This window comes from Pirellulaceae bacterium (genome assembly GCA_029243025.1).
Lineage (GTDB): Bacteria > Planctomycetota > Planctomycetia > Pirellulales > Pirellulaceae.
Genome location: JAQWSU010000045.1, coordinates 750,362 through 769,251, shown reverse-complemented (window position 1 = coordinate 769,251; position 18,890 = coordinate 750,362). Strand labels below are relative to the sequence as shown.

Sequence of the window (18,890 nt, the reverse complement as noted above, 5' to 3'; positions counted from 1 at the left end):
AGCAGTTCTCGTCACTGATGATTCGCTCTGATGGTCAGGGTTGCTCTGACGGCAAGGTTTGATTGAGCGCTTCGTTGAGCCGGTTTATCGAATTGTTGATCTGTTGGTTTGAGTCAATGGCAAACCAACGTTTTGAATCTTCGCCCAATGATTTCACCCGAACCATTCTGACTTTGTTGGGGGAATCTTTGAGGTGAAGAAAAAAGAATCCGGCTGAATCGACGTCGGATAGCCAGGTGGGGAGGTAGATTAATTCTGCGTGCCCATCTGCGGAACGCCAATGTGCCGGCTTTCGCGTGACATCGAATTGAATCGGCGATTCACTGTCGATTGTAAGTAGGAATCCACCCGTTTTGGGTTCCGACAACCAGCCGACACCGCCCGTAAAGCACACGGTGGTTGGTTGTTTAGGATGGCTGGCGTCACGAGGGATTTGCCATTGTAGATCGTTCCCTTTTGATTGTTGGCGAATGAAGGATCGCTGGGTAAAGTCGCCGGCAAAGTTGTGCCAGTCGGTCGTTGCACCCCCGTGGATTTGGAGCCGCGATCCGAGAGTTTTAGCGCCTTTGATCTGCCTTCGGATCCAGTTCGCGATCTCAACTTCGTTTGCGGGCTTTTGAGCGGTCGACCAGTTCTGGACCTTCCTAAAGGTCGTGTCCGCGCCACTCGGTGGTTGATGAAAAGGTGCTGGCGTTTGTGTCGCCTTTGCCGCGAATTGATCTCCGATGAAGTCGACGATGGATGCGACTAAGACGTCTTCCACCTGAAGAGCGTAAGGAGCGGGCTGGTCGTAGTAGATCTGTGAGAAATCGGCCTCATAGCCTCCTTCCAAAAGCACGCGTCGCGAGGGAATGTATCCCGGCATTGAATTTGCCCAGGCCGTAATCCATAACCGCGACCAGTCCAATTCTTGATTAAGTCGGACTGCGTAATCAACAACGACTTCACCCCCCAAAAACAGGATGGCCAGTTCATCGTCAAAGGTCCAGCTTGATACCGTGTAATCGACGCTGTCGGGGAGTGAGCCTGATTGGTCGAGCTTGGTTAGCATCGATTGGGCGTGTTGTCGATGAAAACCATCAGTGCTCTCGTTAAGTTTTTTTTCCCATTCTGCTCGAGAGCGTGCTTTTGCCAGCGGTAATTTGACCTGCAGTTTTTTGACTTGCGGAGCATGTTGCAGTTTTTGAGTTTTGCCGGCCAGGGCCAGTTTGACCTGTTTGGCGATCGATTGACCATGTTTTTTCGCCAGCTGCAGATTGCCTGTGGGTTGGGGCCCGATATCGGCGCCACAGCCGATGGTGATTAACGAAATGGAGTCTGGGAATGAGGATTCAATCCCATCGTTGGCATATCCTGCCCAATCGCCACCCACTCGGTTGCGTGAGCCGACTGTCGTGCAGTGGCAAGCATAATTTGCCCAGACAGCACGTAGTTTTCCACTGAGGTCTCGAGCTGCCAAAATTGGCAAGCTGTGGTCCACAGGGCTGTTGCGTTGATATCCAAATCCGGCCCACTTTCCATTATTGAGTTTGCGACGATTGCCGCCGAATTCGGCGCGGCCCTGCGTCCATTCCAATTGCATCGGTTCCCGATTGCCGTAGGCTTCCAGGACCGCATCACGCGATTTTGAGATCAAAAACTCTGTGTATTGTCGCACGCGATGGTCTTGTTCAGGCGTCGTCCGACCTTTCCAAAGGATCGTGGCGTAATCAGTCAATGTTGGGGCATTGTGTGTGTGGGTGGCTGCCAAGACCAGCCGATCGGCAGTGATTCCCGTTTCCTCAAGCTCTAACACAAGGCGTTGTTTGACGCTGGCCGGGACTCCGCAATTATCGACGACCACGATCGCGACCGGCGAGTCACCACCGATTACCAGGGCTCGCGCCCAGAGTCGCTCGTCGATACCTTGATGCTCTGTTGTTCGGGCGCCGTAACCAGCAAGCAACACAGGGCCTGTTGGCGTCACATCGACCTTGGCAATGCCAATGGGGGTGTTGCCGAACGACGTGCCAACCGGCATGAGTAACAAGCAGATTGCAAGGCATTTTAAAGTCATGATTCATCCTGGAGATTTGAATGGCGGGGGGGGGATGACCTTTGTCTGCAACGCGTTGATTCTGGATGAGGTTGCGCGGTGATTGCTGCCCGTCCAATCTTAAGCGATCCCGATTGTGAATACTCATCTTAATTTCTACGATTCAAACAGACGCGGCAGTTAAGCTGTTGACGGGTAGGCCGCTTAGAAACGAGACGATAATGACTGAGTCGACGTTTTCTGCATCGCAGGATTTTCTGCTCATGATCGGTGTGTCGGATGAAACTCCAAGGTTGGAAGCCGTTTTTGCCTTCGCCGATTCCGAACCGGTACAAGTCGATTCCAATCGAGGCTCGCAATTATTTCGGTGGCCCAAAGTCGTGAGACGTTGTGGTCGCTGTGGAGGCGTTGGCATTTTTCCAGGGCTGCCGGATTCGCTCGACGTCCCGATTGACCCATGTTACGAAACGGTTCGGGACTGATTGGTGAGAGTTGTCCAACCCAGTTGAGATCAGCCATCACAATCACCTGTTGGTGATTGGTCGGGACGTGAGGCGGCTGTGATGTCCGTTGCCGCAACTCGCTTGAGAATCAAGCCTTAGAAAAAGTGGGCGATACTGGATTTGAACCAGCGACCTCTTGCATGTCAAGCAAGCACTCTAAACCAACTGAGCTAATCGCCCGCAGGTCAACTTCCGAAAGGTGAAACCGTATCGGTGAACTCAACCCGTGAAGCTTCGAATTATAACCAAGGCTTGAAGGGGCGCGTAGGGAGGTCGTAATGGATCGCCCGAAATGCTATCAGAATGGCGGCCGAAGGTAGATAATTGTCAAGCTGCGGGGAGTTGAGGCTCGTTTGCTTCCGCCTTGTTCCAGGTGTCACAGTCTCTATACTTGACGGCTCTGCACGCTCAGCTGGCATTCTAGGTTGTCCTTTGTATCGACGTCCGCCGCTGACAAACGCATTCCACCAAGTTGAAGGTTCGAAAACGGGGTCATGCTGAAGGTAAATTTGCCGGACGGATCGGAAAAGCAATTCGAAACAGAAATCACTCCCGCTGATGTTGCAGCGGATATCGGGCCCGGGCTGGTCAAAGCGGCCTTGGCGGCCGAAGTTGATGGAAAAGTCGTCGGACTCGACCACCCATTACCAGCCGACGGGGCTGTCGGCCTGAAGATTCTCACGAAGAAGGATCCCGAGTCGTTGGGGGTGATGAGGCACAGTTGTGCCCATATCATGGCCCGCGCGATCATGCGACTCTACGACGGGGTTCAGCTGGCCTTCGGCCCCACCATCGATGGCGGATTCTATTATGACTTTGAGTTGGATCAAGCTTTGACGGAAGAAGACTTTCCAGCGATCGAAGCAGAGATGGCCAAGATCATCAAGTTGGGCGAGTCGTTTGAAAGGCTGGAAGAGCCTCGCGATCAGGCACTCCAGATCTGTAAGGATTTGGCTCAAAAGTACAAGATCGAACATATCGAGGAAGGGTTAGCCGACGATCCAACGCTATCATTTTATCGTCAGGGCGAGTTCTTGGATTTGTGCCGTGGTCCTCACTTGAAAAGCCCGAATGCGATTGGTGCCTTCAAGCTGCTCTCTGTGGCTGGCGCATACTGGAAAGGCGATGCGTCACGCAATCAACTGCAACGGGTTTATGGGACGGCTTTCTTCAACAAGAAAGATCTTGAAACGCATTTGCAGCGCATTGAAGAGGCCAAGCGGCGTGATCATCGTGTGTTGGGCAAGCAGTTGGAGCTGTTCACGATCAATCCCATGGTTGGTTCCGGTTTGATCATGTGGTTGCCAAAAGGAGCCATGATTCGAAGTGTTTTGGAAAACTTTGTCCGCGATGAGTTGACGCAGCGCGGTTACGAAGCTGTTTACACGCCCAATATTGGACGAATTGAGCTCTATGAAACCTCGGGCCACTATCCCTATTATTCTGACAGCATGTTCACGCCGATTGTGATGGAGGATGATGAGCAATACATCTTAAAGCCGATGAATTGCCCTCATCACATCATGATCTACAAGTCGCGCCCTCGTAGCTATCGGGAATTGCCGGTGCGCTTGGCAGAATTCGGAACTGTCTATCGCTATGAGAAATCTGGCGAGTTGTCTGGGATGACACGAGTGCGTGGGTTTACTCAGGATGATGCACACATCTTTTGCACCGAAGATCAAGTAGAACAAGAGTTTCGCGCGTGCATCGAAATGACACAATTTGTACTCAAATCGCTCGGCCTCAACGACTATCGTGTTCGGTTGGGATTTCGAGATCCCGAGAGTGACAAATATGTTGGCACGCTTGACGGTTGGCAACGCGCTGAGCAATCGCTGATCGAAGTCTGTGAATCGCTTGGGATCGAGGCACAGCAGGAACCGGGAGAGGCTGCTTTCTACGGTCCGAAAGCTGATTTTGTCGTGACGGATTGCATTGGTCGTGAATGGCAAGTGGGAACAGTCCAGTTGGATTACAATCTGCCTAGCGAGCAACGCTTCGACCTTGAGTACATCGGTGCCGACAATCAAGCCCATCGACCCGTCATGATTCATCGCGCACCATTTGGATCGATGGAACGATTTATTGCCGTTTTGATTGAACACTTTGCCGGTGCCTTTCCGCTTTGGTTGGCACCCGAGCAAGTGCGAGTCTTATCCGTCAGTGAAAAGTCAGAAGACTACGGACGCGAAATTCTTCAAAAACTGACCTCCTCGCGTTTGAGAGCAACCGGTGACTTTCGGGCTGAAAAGCTGGGAGCGAAGATTCGAGATGCTCAACTGGAGCTGATTCCTTACATGTTCATCGTTGGGCCTCGGGATGTTGAAAACGGGACCGTTTCGATTCGCGATCGAATCGAAGGTGACCTCGGTGCGGTCTCGATTGAGGAGGCCCGCCAGAAACTCTTCGATGAAATTCAGGCTCGCACGGTTCGTCAGACATTCAGTGGATCGGCCGGTTTGGGAGATCGTGGTGCGGAGAATGAATATTGACCGTTTTTCCTAAGTTGTTTGTTTGAAGGGGTTTGTGTGATTGGCCGTGGCCGGGGCCGCAGACGGTTCGATCTGAGCAAGCCTCCGATTTGCGAGCTCAGCAGCCAACGGCTCCTGAGAAACCATCAATCCGATGGGTGAAACTGGTTGACGAGCCGCCCTTTGAAAGCAAATACTTGCGAAGACTCGTGATCTTGGCAAATCACGATTGTTCCGATTTTATTGATTACGAAAGGGTAAAAAAATCGATCGCAAGTTTGTGAAGATTAATGATCAGATCCGAGTAACCCCGATCCGTGTTATCGCGGCCGATGGAGAGCAACTCGGAATCATTCCGACCGAGGACGCTTTGGGAATTGCTCGAGAAGCTGATCTCGATCTTGTTGAGGTTGCACCCAACGAGACGCCCCCGGTTTGTCGGGTCATGGACTACGGAAAGTTCAAGTATCAGCAACGCAAAAAAAATGCCACAGGAAAAGTCCATCACACGAAGACGAAAGAAATTCGACTGCGGCCCAAAACAGGGAAGCATGATATCGATTTCAAAGTGAAGCGAGCGCGCACTTTCCTGGAAGGGAAAGACAAAGTGCAAGTGTCAGTCGTCTTTCGTGGACGAGAGATTGTGCATGTCGACGAAGGGCGTCGAGTGATTCAACAGGTCATCGAAGGGTTGTTGGATTGTGGCAAACTCGAGGTGCCGCCTGCTCAGCAGGGACGGCGTATCGTTTGTACGCTGGCGCCCAAATAGATTGACCGGGAAACTGTTTCGTTGACCAACCGCAGTTGACTTGCGGTTGGCTCTCTATGCATTGGCCGGCGAGTATCCGAGGTGGCGAGTATCGTACGGTTCTCGAACGCTCGTGTCTCGATCGTTCAGTTTGCGTGCGAGATAAGTCGTCGATAAAGCTCCAGAGTTTTCTGCGCCATTTGCCCTGCGTTAAATCGCTCAAGGACATTCTCGCGGCCGACCCTCCCCAATTGGCTCCGTTGTTCAGAGTCCAAAAGAAGCTGTCCCAACTGACTCGCTAGATCTTCTGCGTCGTTTGGCTCGCAGAGTAAGCCTCCCTGGGTGTTGTTGATCAATTCTGGAAAAGCACCGTGGTTCGGCTGGATCACGGGTACTCCTGCTGCCAAGGCTTCTAACACAAACAGCCCCTTGGGCTCACGGTAGACGGTGGGTACCGAGAGGATGTCGAGTTGTCTGAGGAAATCAAGCTTTTGTTGTCGCTCGATGGTGCCAAGGTACTCATATTCGCTGCCGAGTCCGGCGGCGTCAAGCCGTGCGAATTGTTCCTTGGCATAGGCTTCGTTTTGCTTGCCGAGCCAACCGGCAACCCGTAGCTGGACGTTGTGGTGCTGGGGCTGTTCGCGCAGGCGCAGAAACGCGTCCACGAGGAGATGGAGCCCCTTTTCGGGGGCGAGGCGCGCGAGGTAGCCAATCACTTGGGTCGTTTCGTTTCTGGAGGGAGGATCCGCATAATCATCCGTCTTAATCCCAAGCGGCACTTGGTAGATTTTGTCTTCGGGGATCTCAAAATAATCCGCCATGTACTCGGCGTAGAATTCACTGAACACCACAAAGGCATCGACGTCACGAACAAGCTTCCTCGCGTGTTGGATGGCTTGTTGACGGTATTCGGTCGGCAGTGAGTCAAGAAAGATATCATCGCCCTGCAAGGTGACGACGATCGGTACTTGCAGCGTTCGTTTTAGGCTCGGTACGCAACCGGCAATGAGCAAGTTGCTGAGATTGATCAGATCGGGTCGGTATTCGGTTTGAAGCCAACGCGTGAGCTTGCGCACTTCTTTGGCTTGGAAACCTGCCTCGCCGCGCAGCATGGAGATTGTCAGATCGCCAAGGTGTTCGGGCTGAGTTTCAATACTACCGCTGGCGAGCCAACGGATGAGCGACGGTCGGTCCAACAGTCGATCCAGAAAGGATGGCAGGTGGCGAAATATCGGTAGTTTTTGCTGGAGATAAACGTTGAGACCGCCAAAGAAGACGTGATCGATACTCACATCATCTTCATCGGTACGGATGGGTGTATAGGTGGGCATCAAAGCGATGTCCACGTTGCAGCGATGTAAGGCGGCAGCCAGCGTGTTATCGTGGATGCAGCTGCCACAGAACATGCCGGCCGCACCAGCCGTGAGGTAGGCAATACGTGGTTGGGGATCATTCATCTGCAGGTTCCGTCCGTCGTGACCACCGCTTTTCGATCAAGATGGCAATCAGTGTTAGGCCGACCAAGAAGCCGCCCCATCGCGTCATGCCCGACTCAAACACAATGCATCCATTCGCCGCGATGAATAGAATGTAGCCCTGCACCAAGCATGATAGCCACGCTGGCCGAGTTGAATAGCTGTCCGCTGCCAACCACCACCAAGCCGCGTCAAAAAGCCAGATTGCGAGGAATAGGTAGCTAAAGTAGATCCCTTCACCGAATTCCCAGCCCATCAGCTCGCCCGTTTGTTGGGCCGTATCACGAAACGCATGCTGGTGGCTCCAATCATGGGCGAATTGAAAAGCGACGATAAAGTGGGCTAGAAAGGTAAGGCATGCGGCGGTCCAGAGGCCACGCCTTACTCGTATTTGCTGAGGCTGGGTGAGCGAAAGCAGCAGATAGAGCGCGTAAAGCCCCATCGAGAGTCGAATGGTCCAGCGGATCCAGATTTCAGCTGGCATGGCGATTTCCCGGGCGAGGCTTCGGAGATTCAGGGTTGTTGGTGGCTGAGAATCTCGAGATGGCTGCAGAGTCGTTCGGGCGAGCTCACCGCGGTTGCCTGAAAAACTTTGTCCATCACGTAACTCACTAAAAAATAAGGGCTTAAGGCTTTATTTACCAGATTGTCCGTTTTGGTCGCAGCTCACCTGGATGAAATGGCCGAAAAAGCATAAACTGAGGGGCTTCGAACGCGGTTATTACTCACAACTGGGATCCTATCATGCCCAAACAGAAGACACACAAAGGCACGAAGAAGCGTTTTCGGCTTTCGGCCACTGGAAAAGCGAAACATCGCCAGTCCGGTACAAGCCATTTGGCGGCCCGAATGAGTCAGAAACGCAAGCGAAACCTACGCGGAACGACGGTGCTCGACAAGACGGTGGAAGCATCAATCCGTGAGGCACTTGCCGGTAACAGCTATTGAGGCTGTGCCGTTGAATGAAGCTGCCGTGCTCGTTTCGTAATTGGAACGATCACGGGGGTCAGGATCCGGTTTTCGAATCGGGTCGGTCACGTACGCGGGCAAGACAACGCCGTTTCCATTTCGGAGCGGGGCCTGGCGGACGAAAACGAAAGAGATGTGATCAGCAATGAGAACAACAAAAGGTTCGGCCAGAAATAAGGCCAAACGAAGGCTCTACAAGCGAGCCAAAGGTTATCGCGGCGGACGTGGAACCCTGTTGCGAACGGTCAAGGAAAGCTTGCTGCGATCTGGCCAATATGCATTTCGAGATCGACGTGTCCGCAAGCGAGAGTTCCGCAAGCTGTGGATTATCCGTATTAACGCGGCTTGCCGAGAACGAGGTATCCGTTACAGCGAGTTCATTCATGGGCTGAGCAAGGCGGGGATCGAGCTTGACCGCAAATCGTTGGCCGAAATCGCGGTGACGGATCCAGGCGGTTTCGACAAGATCGTCCAGGATGCCAAAGATGCTTTGGCTGCCTGATTTGGCCAAGATGTTCTCACAGATAGATGACGAGCCGCCGGGTTAACTGGCGGCTTGTTGATTATCGGCTCCATTCTTTGTCGTGAAATCTGCTTCGATCTCCGATATTTTATTCATCGCTTCGTCCGTGCTTGGCGGCAACAACTTGTCGCGAAATTTATAGGGAGCTCCAAGATGGCTCTTGCCGATTTTGTGAATGAACTCGATCAGCTCTCGCAACAGGCGTCTGAGGCGTTTGCGGCTGCTGGAGACATTGAAGCCTTGGAGGCGGCGCGGATTGAGTTTCTCGGTGCCAAAAGTGGGCGGCTCAAGACGACCCAAAAACAGATGGGAAAGGTCGACAAGTCAGATCGACCAGAAGCGGGCAAGCGATTGAATCAGGTCAAGCAGGCGATCGAGTCAGCTTTCAACGGGGCGAACGAGCGGCTGACTGTCGGATCAGCTCAGCATGGCTCCGAAGCGACCTTTGACCCTTCCTTGCCAGGCACCACCGAGGTGCCCTATGGACGGCTCCATCCTATCTCTCAGACGATTGACGAATTGATAGATATCATGGGGCGATTGGGCTTCTCGGCTGCTGAAGGGCCCGAAATCGAAGACGATTGGCATAATTTTGAAGCGTTGAATATCCCTCGTGAACATCCGGCTCGTGATCCGCTCGATAATTTCTACCTCTCGACGGCTCAGCAGAATTCAGCCGATTCGAATTCTGACCACGATGTGTTGTTGCTTCGCAGTCAGACCAGTACGGTTCAAATTCGAGTGATGTCGAAGACTCCGCCGCCGATTCGCATTATTTCGTTGGGCCGTGTCTATCGGCCCGATACGGCCGATGCGACGCACTACCCAATGTTTCACCAGATGGAGGGTTTGTTGATCGACAAGCAGGTGACGATGGCCGATCTGAAAAGTGTGTTGCGGCTGTTTGCGACAAGTTACCTCGGGTCCGAGGTGCACATTCGTTTCCGTCCATCGTTTTTTCCGTTTACGGAGCCAAGTGTCGAAGCTGACTTTAGTTGGAATGACAATTGGATCGAATTCGGAGGTGCCGGCATGGTCGATCCGAACGTGTTGAAAGCGGTGGGCTATGATCCGGATGAAGTCACAGGCTTTGCGTTCGGATTGGGTGTCGAGCGCCTTTGCATGCGACGGCATGGGATTACGGATATCCGAGAGTTCTACAAGAACGATGTGCGGTTCCTTCAGCAGTTTTGAATCTGGAATGGCAAGGACAAGAAACCACTCTCATTGCGGCAATAGCCGCTCGGATTGTTAAACGATGATCGTTTCCTGGAATTGGTTGAAAGACTATGTCGATCTGGGAATGCCGCTTTCTGAAGCTGAGCAACGCTTGGCGATGGCGGGATTGAACCACGAGTCGACGGAGCCTGTTGGTGATGATTTTGCGATCGACTTGGAGGTCACCAGCAACCGCCCTGACTGTCTGGGACACATCGGTGTCGCACGTGAAATAGCTGTGCTGTGGGATCAGCCTTTGAAAATCCCTCAACCTTCGCCGAAGTCCTCTGGGACGTCGATCAGCGATTTGACCCGTGTCACGATTGACGCGCCTGAGTTGTGTCCACGCTATACGGCCCGACTCATTCGTGGCATCAAAGTGGGGCCCAGCCCCGACTGGATGATCAAGCGATTAGAGACGCTTGGTTTAGCGTCGATCTGCAATGTGGTCGACATCACAAACTATGTGATGATGGAATCTGGACAGCCTTTGCATGCCTTCGATTTTGCCAAGCTGGATGGAGGAAAAATTATTGTTCGGGACGCTAAAAAAGATGAGCCTTTTGTGGCAATCGACCACCGGAACTACGCGCTGCGTCCCGGCATGTGCGTGATTGCGGATCAAACCCGACCGGTTGCCTTGGCTGGCGTTATGGGTGGAGCTGATACCGAAGTTAGCTTGCAAACGACCGACTTGTTGATCGAGTCGGCCGACTTTGCGTCTCTGGCGATTCGCTCGACAGCCAGAGCTTTGCGACTCCACAGCCCCTCTTCCTATCGCTTCGAACGAGGAGTGGATCCGGTTGGGATTGAATGGGCCAGTTTGCGTGCATGTGAAATGATTCTCGATCTGGCCGGAGGCGAACTGGTGGACGGGGTCATCGACGTGCAGCCGAACGAGTCGGCTGCCGTGACGCCTGTCGTCTTTCGCTTTTCTCAATTAAAACGAATCCTTGGTATCCAGTTGGAAGCGTCTCGGGTCATCGAAATCCTCGAACGCTTGGGACTTGAACATTTGCAAAGCGACGACGAGTCAGCATCGTTCCAATCGCCAACTTGGAGACGCGATTTGACCCGGGAAATCGATTTGATTGAAGAGGTCGCGCGGATTCATGGCTACGATGAAATTCCCGAGGACGTAGGTGTGCCGATGGCCCCTTCGCATCGACGGGAGGTTGATCGTGTGAAGCAGACTGTCCGACAAGTCTTGCTGGCTTCCGGCTTCAGTGAAGCCATGACGGCTAGCGTTGTCGACGAAAAACACTCGGGCGCGTTCAGTCCTTGGAGCTCGATCGAACCGATTCGGTCCAGTACTCCCATGTTGCGCGGTGCCAACTGCTTGCGACGTAGCTTGATCCCTAGCTTGCTTGAGGCACGTAAGGTCAACGAGTCTCTGGCCAACGAAAGAATTGAGCTGTTCGAAACGGCCAAGATTTACCTGCCTCGTCCTGGCCAACTGCCCGACGAGCCGGTGATGTTGTCGCTAACCAGTGGTCGCGAGTTTGCGGCCGTGAAGGGAGTTATTGAAACGTTGCTCGCCGCCTTGCATATCGACGCCAAGCTGGAAGTTGCGGCGGCCAACGAGGATTTCTTTGATGCCGGACAAAGCTGCCAATTGCTGCTTGATGGTGATGTGCTGGGTTACCTGGGTTTGGTTGGGGATAAAGCAGCCAAAGCCGCTTCGTTACGTAACCCCACGACGATTGCCGAACTGAAGTTTGATCTTTTACAGGCAGCGGCTCGTCTCGTGCCTCAGTTCAGTCGCTTGAGTCCTTATCCCGCCATCAGTCATGATTTCAATTTCATCGTTGACGAGGCGATTAGTTGGGCGGCACTCTCAGAATCCGTCCGCCAAGCGGCTGGAGAATGTCTTGAACGGATCGACTATCAGGAAACCTATCGAGATCCCGAGAGGGACGGTGTGGGTCGGAAGCGTTTGCTCTTGTCGGTGCGTTTGCGATCCGCAGATCAAACCATGACGGGCGAGCAGGCTGACGAGATTCGTCAGGCGATCATCACTGCCTGCGAACAACAACACGGTGCTGGATTGTTGAGTTGACTCGTTCTAGTCAATTCTGCCGGGAATTTCGTGAATCTGTTTGGAATTTATAACTTTCTTCACGCTTGCTGTGGTGGGCAGATTGCTTTGCGGATGTCGTTTTGTCCCGCTTTCGCTTGGCGCTGGCCGTAGTTTCGACGAAACTATAGGGCATCCCACCGTTAGATTCCTTCCCTCTCCGAAAAGATCATTTGTTGTGAGAAGCATGCGCACTCATTCGTTTCGAAGTGGCCTGTTGTTGCTTTTCTGTTTGACGATCCTCACCTCTGGTTTGTCAGCGTCCGAGCTAAGCAATCCTGCGGTCGCGACGATTCTTCAAGAACAGTGTTTGAAGTGTCACGGTGAAAAAAAGACTTCCGGTCGTTTGGATTTGCGGACGTTAGAAAGCATGCTGCAGGGCGGGAAACGGGGGCCGGCACTGATTCCTGGTAACGTCGGCGAGAGTCGTCTGTTGCAGTTGGTCCGCCCTGGCGCGAAGCCCCATATGCCGCCTGGTAACAAACAACTGTCAGCCGATCAGATTGCACAGCTTGAGACGTGGGTCGCGGCGCTTCCGCCGAATAAAGCTCATGTTGTTTCCGATAAGCCTCAGAGCGAAGCCTCATCCAAAGCAAGTCAAGCAACCGGCGACCCGGCAGAGATTGAAACATCTCGCTTAATTCTTCCATCTGGCGTTGATCCAACCTTGGCGATTGATCTGTTTGTCAGCAGTCGATGGCGAGATAAAGCTGTGACCGTGGCCGAACGGTGTGATGATGCAACTTTTGCACGCCGAGTTTATTTGGATCTAACAGGTCGAATACCGACCGTCGAGCAACTCAATGGATTTTGTGCTGACACGAATTCGGATAAGCGTCGTCAGTTGGTTGATCGGCTAATTGCCAGCGAGCTTTATGCCTCGCACTTAGCAGATGTCTTCGATGTTGTCCTCTTAGGTCGACGTGGTGACCGATCTTTGCAGGAGCGTCAACAACACGGTTGGCGTGATTATCTGGAAAACTCGTTTGCGACAAATCGTCCTTGGGACCGTATGGCGCGTGAGATGGTGCTGGCCCGCGTTAGTGATGACACGGATGTTCGAGCTGGCTGGTTTCTGTACGAACGGAAAAACAACTATCAGGAAATCGCTGAAGCGGTATCTCCGAATCTGTTTGGCATTCGGATCGAATGCGCGCAGTGTCATGACCATCCCTTGGCCGCTGAGATTGAACAGCGGCATTATTGGGGGCTCGTGGCATTCTTCAATCGAGGGAAAAATCAAAACACCAAGGCCGGGCCTCGTGTTGTCGAATCGGCCGTGGGGGGCTTTCAGAAGTTTACGGATTTGGGCGGTGACGCTTTTGACGCTTCTTTGACTTACTTTGCCAGCGCCACGATCGAAGAGGCCCAACCCGAAGAGGGTGCAGAGCAAAAAGACTCGGATGACAACTATCGGGGCGCCGAAGCGGAATCTCGGATGGACGAGCCACGTGTTCCGCGGTTTTCACGTCGGCAACTGTTTGCTGATGAGATCTTGTCGGCACATCCGCTGGTGGCCAAAGCATTCGTCAATCGGATTTGGGCCATGCTCATCGGGCGTGGAATTGTGCACCCTGTTGATCGAATGGATTCCACGAACCCGCCTTCGCATCCGGAATTACTTGAATGGCTATCCGAAGACTTTCGCCAGCATGGTTTTGATGTCAAACGCTTAATTCGAAGCATCGTTAATTCTCGCTGCTATCAGTTGAATTCGATCCCTCCTTCGCCTCAAGCTTTGCCCGCCGACTTTACCTATGGGCTGGCCAAACCATTAACGGCCGAAAGCTACCTGAATTCGATCTATTTGGCGTTGACCGATCAAGCTTGCACGAATCAGTCGCTCATGAACCAGTTTCGTAGCGACTTTCCTCATGTTTTCCCTGAAGAGTGGACGGCCACTTTAACTCAGGCGTTATTGATGACAAACAATCCTGCCATGAACGGCTTATTTGCTTCGGAGCAAGCCAGGACAATTGATGCTCTTCAGGAAATGACCGATGCGAAAACGCAGGTAGAATTTGCTTTTTGGAAGCTTTTTGGGCGTCAACCTGACGCCGAAGAAATGATGGCCGCAACGGGTTATCTTGAGCAACGAAATGGAACTCCCGCCGCGATTCGTCAACTGTTATGGGCGATGATTGGTAGTGCCGAGTTTCGGATCAATCATTAGATGAGATCAGCGAAAGCGTAGCTGAGATGAAACGATCGAATTGTGGAAGTCCAGATCATGAATTGCATCGGCGCCTTTTCTTGCAAGGCAGCGTCGCGGCCGGTGCTGCCTCTGTCGGCAGCTTTTCCGGCTTGTTTTCCGTGCCCACTCTCGCCGAAGAAGTGAAGCGGCAAGAAAAACGTTGCATTTTACTTTGGTTGTGCGGTGCCCCCAGTCAGTTTGAAACTTGGGACCCCAAGCCAGGCCGCCCCACAAGCGGTCCATTTGGGAGTATTCCCACAAATCTGCCAGGCATCCGTTTTAGTTCACTCATGCCCAAATGTTCGACGATGGCAGATAAGCTGGCGATTGTTCGATCCATGAAGACCGATCAATCCGAACACTTTCAGGCGATTGATCTGCTGAATCGAGGGGACGGCCCTAGGCCACCGTTTGTTCGACCGACCTTGGGCGCTGTGCTCGGGCAATCGTTACAACAGCTCGACAGTCCAATTCCAAGTTTTGTGCTATTGGATCCCTGTCCGGAGGGAAACGAATATAAGCGTTTCAAGGCGGGTAATTGGGCTGGCTGGTTGGGTGCTGAGTATGGGCCGGTTCGAGTGGGTGGACAGTATCAATTGGAAAACGTTCTTCGCCCCGAGGAATTGTCAGAAGTTGATCATGCTGATCGAGAGGCTTTGCGGCAATTTTTCAGCAAGAAATTTGCGAATGATTCACGCAGCGCAGCGGCTGATTCCCACAACGCAGCTTTTGAGCGAGTCAACGGCATGATGAGCTGCGCGTCATTATTCGATATGGAACGCTTACCTAAGACTGAACTCGAAAAATATGGACCAGGTACATTCGGGCGGCATACGTTATTGGCTCGTCATCTTGTTGAGAATGGTGCCCCTTTCGTCATGGTGTCCAATGGTATGCCCTGGGACTGCCATGTGATGAACCATGAAATTCATCAGCTTTTGGTGCCGGAATTGGACCAGGTCTTGTTTCATCTCGTGAATGACCTCGAAGAGCGTGGCATGCTCGAGGATACACTCGTAATTGCGATGGGGGAATTTGGGCGAACTCCCTGGTTGAACGAAAGCCGAGGACGCGATCACTATCCCAATGCCTGGAGTCTTGCGATGGCTGGTTGCGGGATCAGACCTGGGGTGGTCTTTGGAGCGACGGACAAAGACGGTGTGGACGTCGCTCGCGACCCGGTCGATCAACGCCGGCTGTTTGCGACGATTTTCAAGGCGTTGGGTTTGGATCCCTATCAGGAATATCAGTTGCCGGGATTGCCGACGTTCCACCGAGTTGAAAACGAAGCCGAACCCATCCACGAGATTCTGAGCTGAGTCTTTGGGGGAGATTGTTATGACTGAGCAACCACAAGGTACCGAAGCAAATCCTCTTGTGAAGACTAAAAAGAAAAAATCATATCCTTTACCGACTGGTGTGTTGGGGATTGGCTTGTCTTACAGTGAAGATCGTATCTTCGCGGCCTGTATGGACGGCGTCTACGAATTATTTCCGAATGATGGTACGCATCGTCGGCTTTACGAACACCAAAGCTACGCGGCAAGTGTGGCCAGTCTGCCTGATCAGACCACGCTGATGTCGGCGGGGTACGATGGTGTCTTGCAATGGTATGACACGAATCGCCAATCGGTTTTTCGGCGGATCCAAGCCCACCGCTTTTGGTCTTGGCAAATGGTTTTATCGCCCAACGGAAAATATGCAGCTTCATCAACCGGTCAGTATTTGGCCGGTGGTGAAAAGTATGAGCCGCGCGCTGAAAAGGAACCATCGGTAAAGCTGTTCGATGTCAAAAATGGGCAGTTGTGTCAACAATGGTCGCACACCCCACCTGTTCAATCAGTCGCGTTCAGCTCTGATAGCCGCTATGTGGCAGCTGGCAATCTGATGGGTGAAGTACGAGTCTGGGATGTTGAGAGTGGTGACTTGCTGGCCAATTGGACGACGGATGCCTTTACCAGTTGGGGCATCATTAAGAGTCATTGCTACATCGGTGGGATCTATGCCTTGGCCTTTTCACCCGATAGCCAGCATTTGTTGCTGGCCGGTATGGGGCCCATGCGTGATCCGATGGCCGGCAATGGGCGACAGCTGTGGCAACGATTTTCCTGGCAGGAATCAACACCGAAACTGGTTGATCAGACTCACGACGGCCAGAGTGGCGAAGGGTTAATGGAAACCCTCGCCATTCACCCAGCGGGAAAACTGTTCATCATGGGGGGGCGGCTTCGGGGCGGTAAGTGGAATGCGGCCTTGTTCTCGCTCCAAGATGGAAATCGACTTGATAGCCTAAATACCGGATATCGAATGACTGGGGCTTGTTTTAATCAGGCCGGAAACAGCCTTTTTACCTGTGGGAGTGACAAACAGCCCAAGCCAAAGAATGGCAAATGGAAGCCATTTGGTGTCGTCGATATCTACGATCTTGTTTAAGCTTATCGCTGGTCTTGTCGCTTCCTCCATCTTTGCTCTCTGAATCATGTCTGAATCCGTTCCATCACAACTCCACCGTGGGCTCCTCCTTGCACTTGGACGGGACGAGGCCAAAAGTGTCTTTTCTTCCCGTCAAGATGAACAGCTGGCAACGGCGCTGGCTGAAATTCTGGCTCAGACGGATAGTCAATGCCGAGCGGATTTGAAGGGCCAATGGTCCACGTTGCATCGAATCTTTACGGGCGGTTCAATCGATGCGGATGGCGGCGACTTGCCACTCAGACAGTGCATTTTGGGGGGGCGTCCGATGTATCAGGGAGATGAGATGAGTGTCATCCTTGTACGCCCTGATATGGTTCCGCATATTTTCGAAGCGCTTCAGGAATTAACTCTCGAAGAGCTGCAGGATCGCCTGAAACAAGCGCAGTCAGCAACGGACGATCGTTCGGTGCAAGACGCACAAATCGATATGCTCACACCCATCTTTGAGTCGGTGCGAGCGGTTTATGAGTTGGCGGCGAGCCAGCGACAAGCCGTGCTGTTTTGTGTTCGCCACATCGATTGAAACTGCTGGTTCCAAAGGGAATTGTCTATTTATGTTCGATATTTATCAAGAGTTGTCCTGGCGCGGCTTGATTCATCAATGTACAGATGAAGCCTTTCTCCCCCAATGGTTGAGTGAAGGTTGTCGGACTGTCTATGTTGGTTTTGATCCCACGGCAGATAGTCTGCATGTTGGTAGTTTGATGCCACTGCTTTATTTACGCCGTTTTCAGCGAGCTGGACATCGCCCGATCGCCTTGGTGGGTGGTGCGACTGGGATGATTGGTGATCCAAGCGGAAAAAGTCAAGAACGAAACTTACTCTCGGTCGATCAGCTAGAGCACAATGTTGCCGGTCTCAGAAAGCAGATGCAATCATTTCTCGATTTTGATTGTGGAGAATCTTCTGCCGTTCTGATCAATAACTTCGATTGGATGAAGTCCTTTTCGTATCTCGAATTCCTTCGCGACATCGGCAAGAATTTTCCCGTCAACGTGATGATGAATAAGGATTCTGTCAAAGGACGACTCGAACGTTCAGAGAGCGGGTTAAGTTACACAGAGTTCAGCTACATGCTCCTACAAGCCTATGATTTTGTTCACCTCCACGATCAGCTCGATTGTCAGTTGCAAGTCGGTGGTAGTGATCAATGGGGCAATATCACAGCGGGTATCGATCTCGGTCGTCGTATGCGGAGTGTTCAACTTTATGGCATCACCTGTCCGCTCTTGACGAAGAGTGACGGTTCCAAGATGGGTAAGACAGAATCCGGCACGATTTGGTTGTCGCCCGATCGAACCAGCCCGTATGAGTTTTATCAATACTGGTACAACGTGGCCGATGATGATGCTGGGAAGTGCTTGCGATTTTTGACGGACCTCAGTCAAGAAGAAATCGAGGGTCTCGACCAGGCTCGTGATTCTGAACCGCAAAAACGTGAAAGCCAAATTCGACTCGCTGAAGAACTGACCAAGTTGGTTCATGGGGATTCCGGCCTGGAAATTGCGATCCGTGCGAAAGACGTGCTCTTCGGTGCCGAAATCAGTCAACTAAGTGATGAGCAACTGGCACAGATTTTTGCTGACGTGCCGAGCTGTGGCTTGGGGCGTGAACGCTTGAGTGCTGAGGGAATCTCATTGGTCGACGCAATGGTTGAATCCGGCCTGGCGAAAAGTAAGAGCGAAGCGCGCCGTACAGTCAAACAAGGTGGTGCATACCTGAACAATCATCGCCAGTCGGATCTCGATCGCTTATTGACAGAGCAAGATTTGGCAAGCGAAACAACAATCGTGTTGCGATCTGGTAAAAAGAAGTACGCGCTGTTGCGTTTCAAATGATGCGCGATCTCCGAATTGAAAAACGAACAAAATTCATTGCGACTGGCGGAGGCCGATTGGAAATTCGGCTGCTGTCGCCCGCATGCTGGCAAAGATCAGCATGCAAAGTTAGCCGGGAACTTTCGAAATTGTCTGATTCCCGGTCCAGGTGGGAAAAAAAGCAAACACTCATCGCTCCTCTTGCCTAACTCTTTCAGCTTCAGTCACTTTCGACGACTTGTCTCGGATTGGATGTCGGTGCGTGAGAGCGTTAATCGGCTGATTCTAATTGACGGTCTACCTTGGTCGAACTACTATCCTCCGGGCCACGTACTACTCTAGCCTGATTCAATTGGCCCACGACTGGACTGAGATGAAGCGG

The 18,890-nt window shown here is 52.4% G+C and carries 15 protein-coding genes and 1 tRNA gene; 12 read left to right on the top strand and 4 right to left on the bottom strand.

Annotated elements, in window-relative coordinates:
* Positions 1-34: 34 nt before the first annotated feature.
* On the bottom strand, positions 35-2,056 hold the full coding sequence (locus P8N76_21845; protein MDG2384327.1) for a neutral/alkaline non-lysosomal ceramidase N-terminal domain-containing protein: 2,022 nt from the start codon (positions 2,054-2,056) through the stop codon (positions 35-37).
* A 200-nt stretch (positions 2,057-2,256) separates the two neighbouring features.
* Between P8N76_21845 and P8N76_21840 the strand changes: the two genes are divergently transcribed.
* The gene (locus tag P8N76_21840; protein MDG2384326.1) at positions 2,257-2,517 is read left to right on the top strand and encodes a hypothetical protein; all 261 of its coding nucleotides are present in this window, start codon (positions 2,257-2,259) and stop codon (positions 2,515-2,517) included.
* A gap of 126 nt (positions 2,518-2,643) precedes the next feature.
* On the opposite strand, the gene P8N76_21835 is transcribed toward P8N76_21840, so the two are convergent.
* A tRNA-Val gene (locus P8N76_21835) sits at positions 2,644-2,718 on the bottom strand.
* 314 nt (positions 2,719-3,032) lie between these two features.
* On the opposite strand from P8N76_21835, the gene thrS reads away from it, so the two are divergent.
* Positions 3,033-5,033 carry a threonine--tRNA ligase gene (gene thrS / locus P8N76_21830; protein MDG2384325.1) on the top strand — a complete coding sequence of 667 codons (2,001 nt, stop codon included), beginning with the start codon at positions 3,033-3,035 and terminating at the stop codon, positions 5,031-5,033.
* Positions 5,034-5,292: 259 nt separating this feature from the next.
* Positions 5,293-5,781, top strand: coding sequence for a translation initiation factor IF-3 (gene infC / locus P8N76_21825; GenBank protein MDG2384324.1), 489 nt, complete (start codon positions 5,293-5,295; stop codon positions 5,779-5,781).
* Between the two features lie 125 nt (positions 5,782-5,906).
* On the opposite strand, the gene P8N76_21820 is transcribed toward infC, so the two are convergent.
* Complete coding sequence (locus tag P8N76_21820; protein ID MDG2384323.1) at positions 5,907-7,217, bottom strand: glycosyltransferase family 4 protein; 1,311 nt, start codon at positions 7,215-7,217, stop codon at positions 5,907-5,909.
* Positions 7,210-7,719 (bottom strand): hypothetical protein, encoded by a 510-nt coding sequence (locus tag P8N76_21815; GenBank protein MDG2384322.1) that lies wholly within the window; start codon positions 7,717-7,719, stop codon positions 7,210-7,212. Before P8N76_21815 ends, P8N76_21820 begins: the two co-directional genes overlap by 8 nt.
* 260 nt (positions 7,720-7,979) lie before the next feature.
* Between P8N76_21815 and rpmI the strand changes: the two genes are divergently transcribed.
* From rpmI to tyrS, 9 genes are all read left to right on the top strand, one after another.
* Positions 7,980-8,183, top strand: coding sequence for a 50S ribosomal protein L35 (gene rpmI, locus P8N76_21810; GenBank protein ID MDG2384321.1), 204 nt, complete (start codon positions 7,980-7,982; stop codon positions 8,181-8,183).
* Between the two features lie 166 nt (positions 8,184-8,349).
* Positions 8,350-8,706, top strand: coding sequence for a 50S ribosomal protein L20 (gene rplT / locus P8N76_21805; GenBank protein ID MDG2384320.1), 357 nt, complete (start codon positions 8,350-8,352; stop codon positions 8,704-8,706).
* Between the two features lie 174 nt (positions 8,707-8,880).
* Complete coding sequence (gene pheS / locus P8N76_21800; protein ID MDG2384319.1) at positions 8,881-9,921, top strand: phenylalanine--tRNA ligase subunit alpha; 1,041 nt, start codon at positions 8,881-8,883, stop codon at positions 9,919-9,921.
* A gap of 64 nt (positions 9,922-9,985) precedes the next feature.
* Positions 9,986-12,004, top strand: coding sequence for a phenylalanine--tRNA ligase subunit beta (gene pheT, locus P8N76_21795; GenBank protein ID MDG2384318.1), 2,019 nt, complete (start codon positions 9,986-9,988; stop codon positions 12,002-12,004).
* A 205-nt stretch (positions 12,005-12,209) separates the two neighbouring features.
* Complete coding sequence (locus P8N76_21790) at positions 12,210-14,195, top strand: PSD1 and planctomycete cytochrome C domain-containing protein (GenBank protein MDG2384317.1); 1,986 nt, start codon at positions 12,210-12,212, stop codon at positions 14,193-14,195.
* Between the two features lie 26 nt (positions 14,196-14,221).
* The gene (locus P8N76_21785; protein MDG2384316.1) at positions 14,222-15,535 is read left to right on the top strand and encodes a DUF1501 domain-containing protein; all 1,314 of its coding nucleotides are present in this window, start codon (positions 14,222-14,224) and stop codon (positions 15,533-15,535) included.
* A gap of 19 nt (positions 15,536-15,554) precedes the next feature.
* Positions 15,555-16,649 (top strand): hypothetical protein, encoded by a 1,095-nt coding sequence (locus P8N76_21780; GenBank protein MDG2384315.1) that lies wholly within the window; start codon positions 15,555-15,557, stop codon positions 16,647-16,649.
* A gap of 46 nt (positions 16,650-16,695) precedes the next feature.
* Positions 16,696-17,214 (top strand): DUF1877 family protein, encoded by a 519-nt coding sequence (locus tag P8N76_21775; GenBank protein MDG2384314.1) that lies wholly within the window; start codon positions 16,696-16,698, stop codon positions 17,212-17,214.
* A gap of 31 nt (positions 17,215-17,245) precedes the next feature.
* Positions 17,246-18,529 carry a tyrosine--tRNA ligase gene (gene tyrS, locus P8N76_21770; GenBank protein MDG2384313.1) on the top strand — a complete coding sequence of 428 codons (1,284 nt, stop codon included), beginning with the start codon at positions 17,246-17,248 and terminating at the stop codon, positions 18,527-18,529.
* Positions 18,530-18,890: the final 361 nt, after the last annotated feature.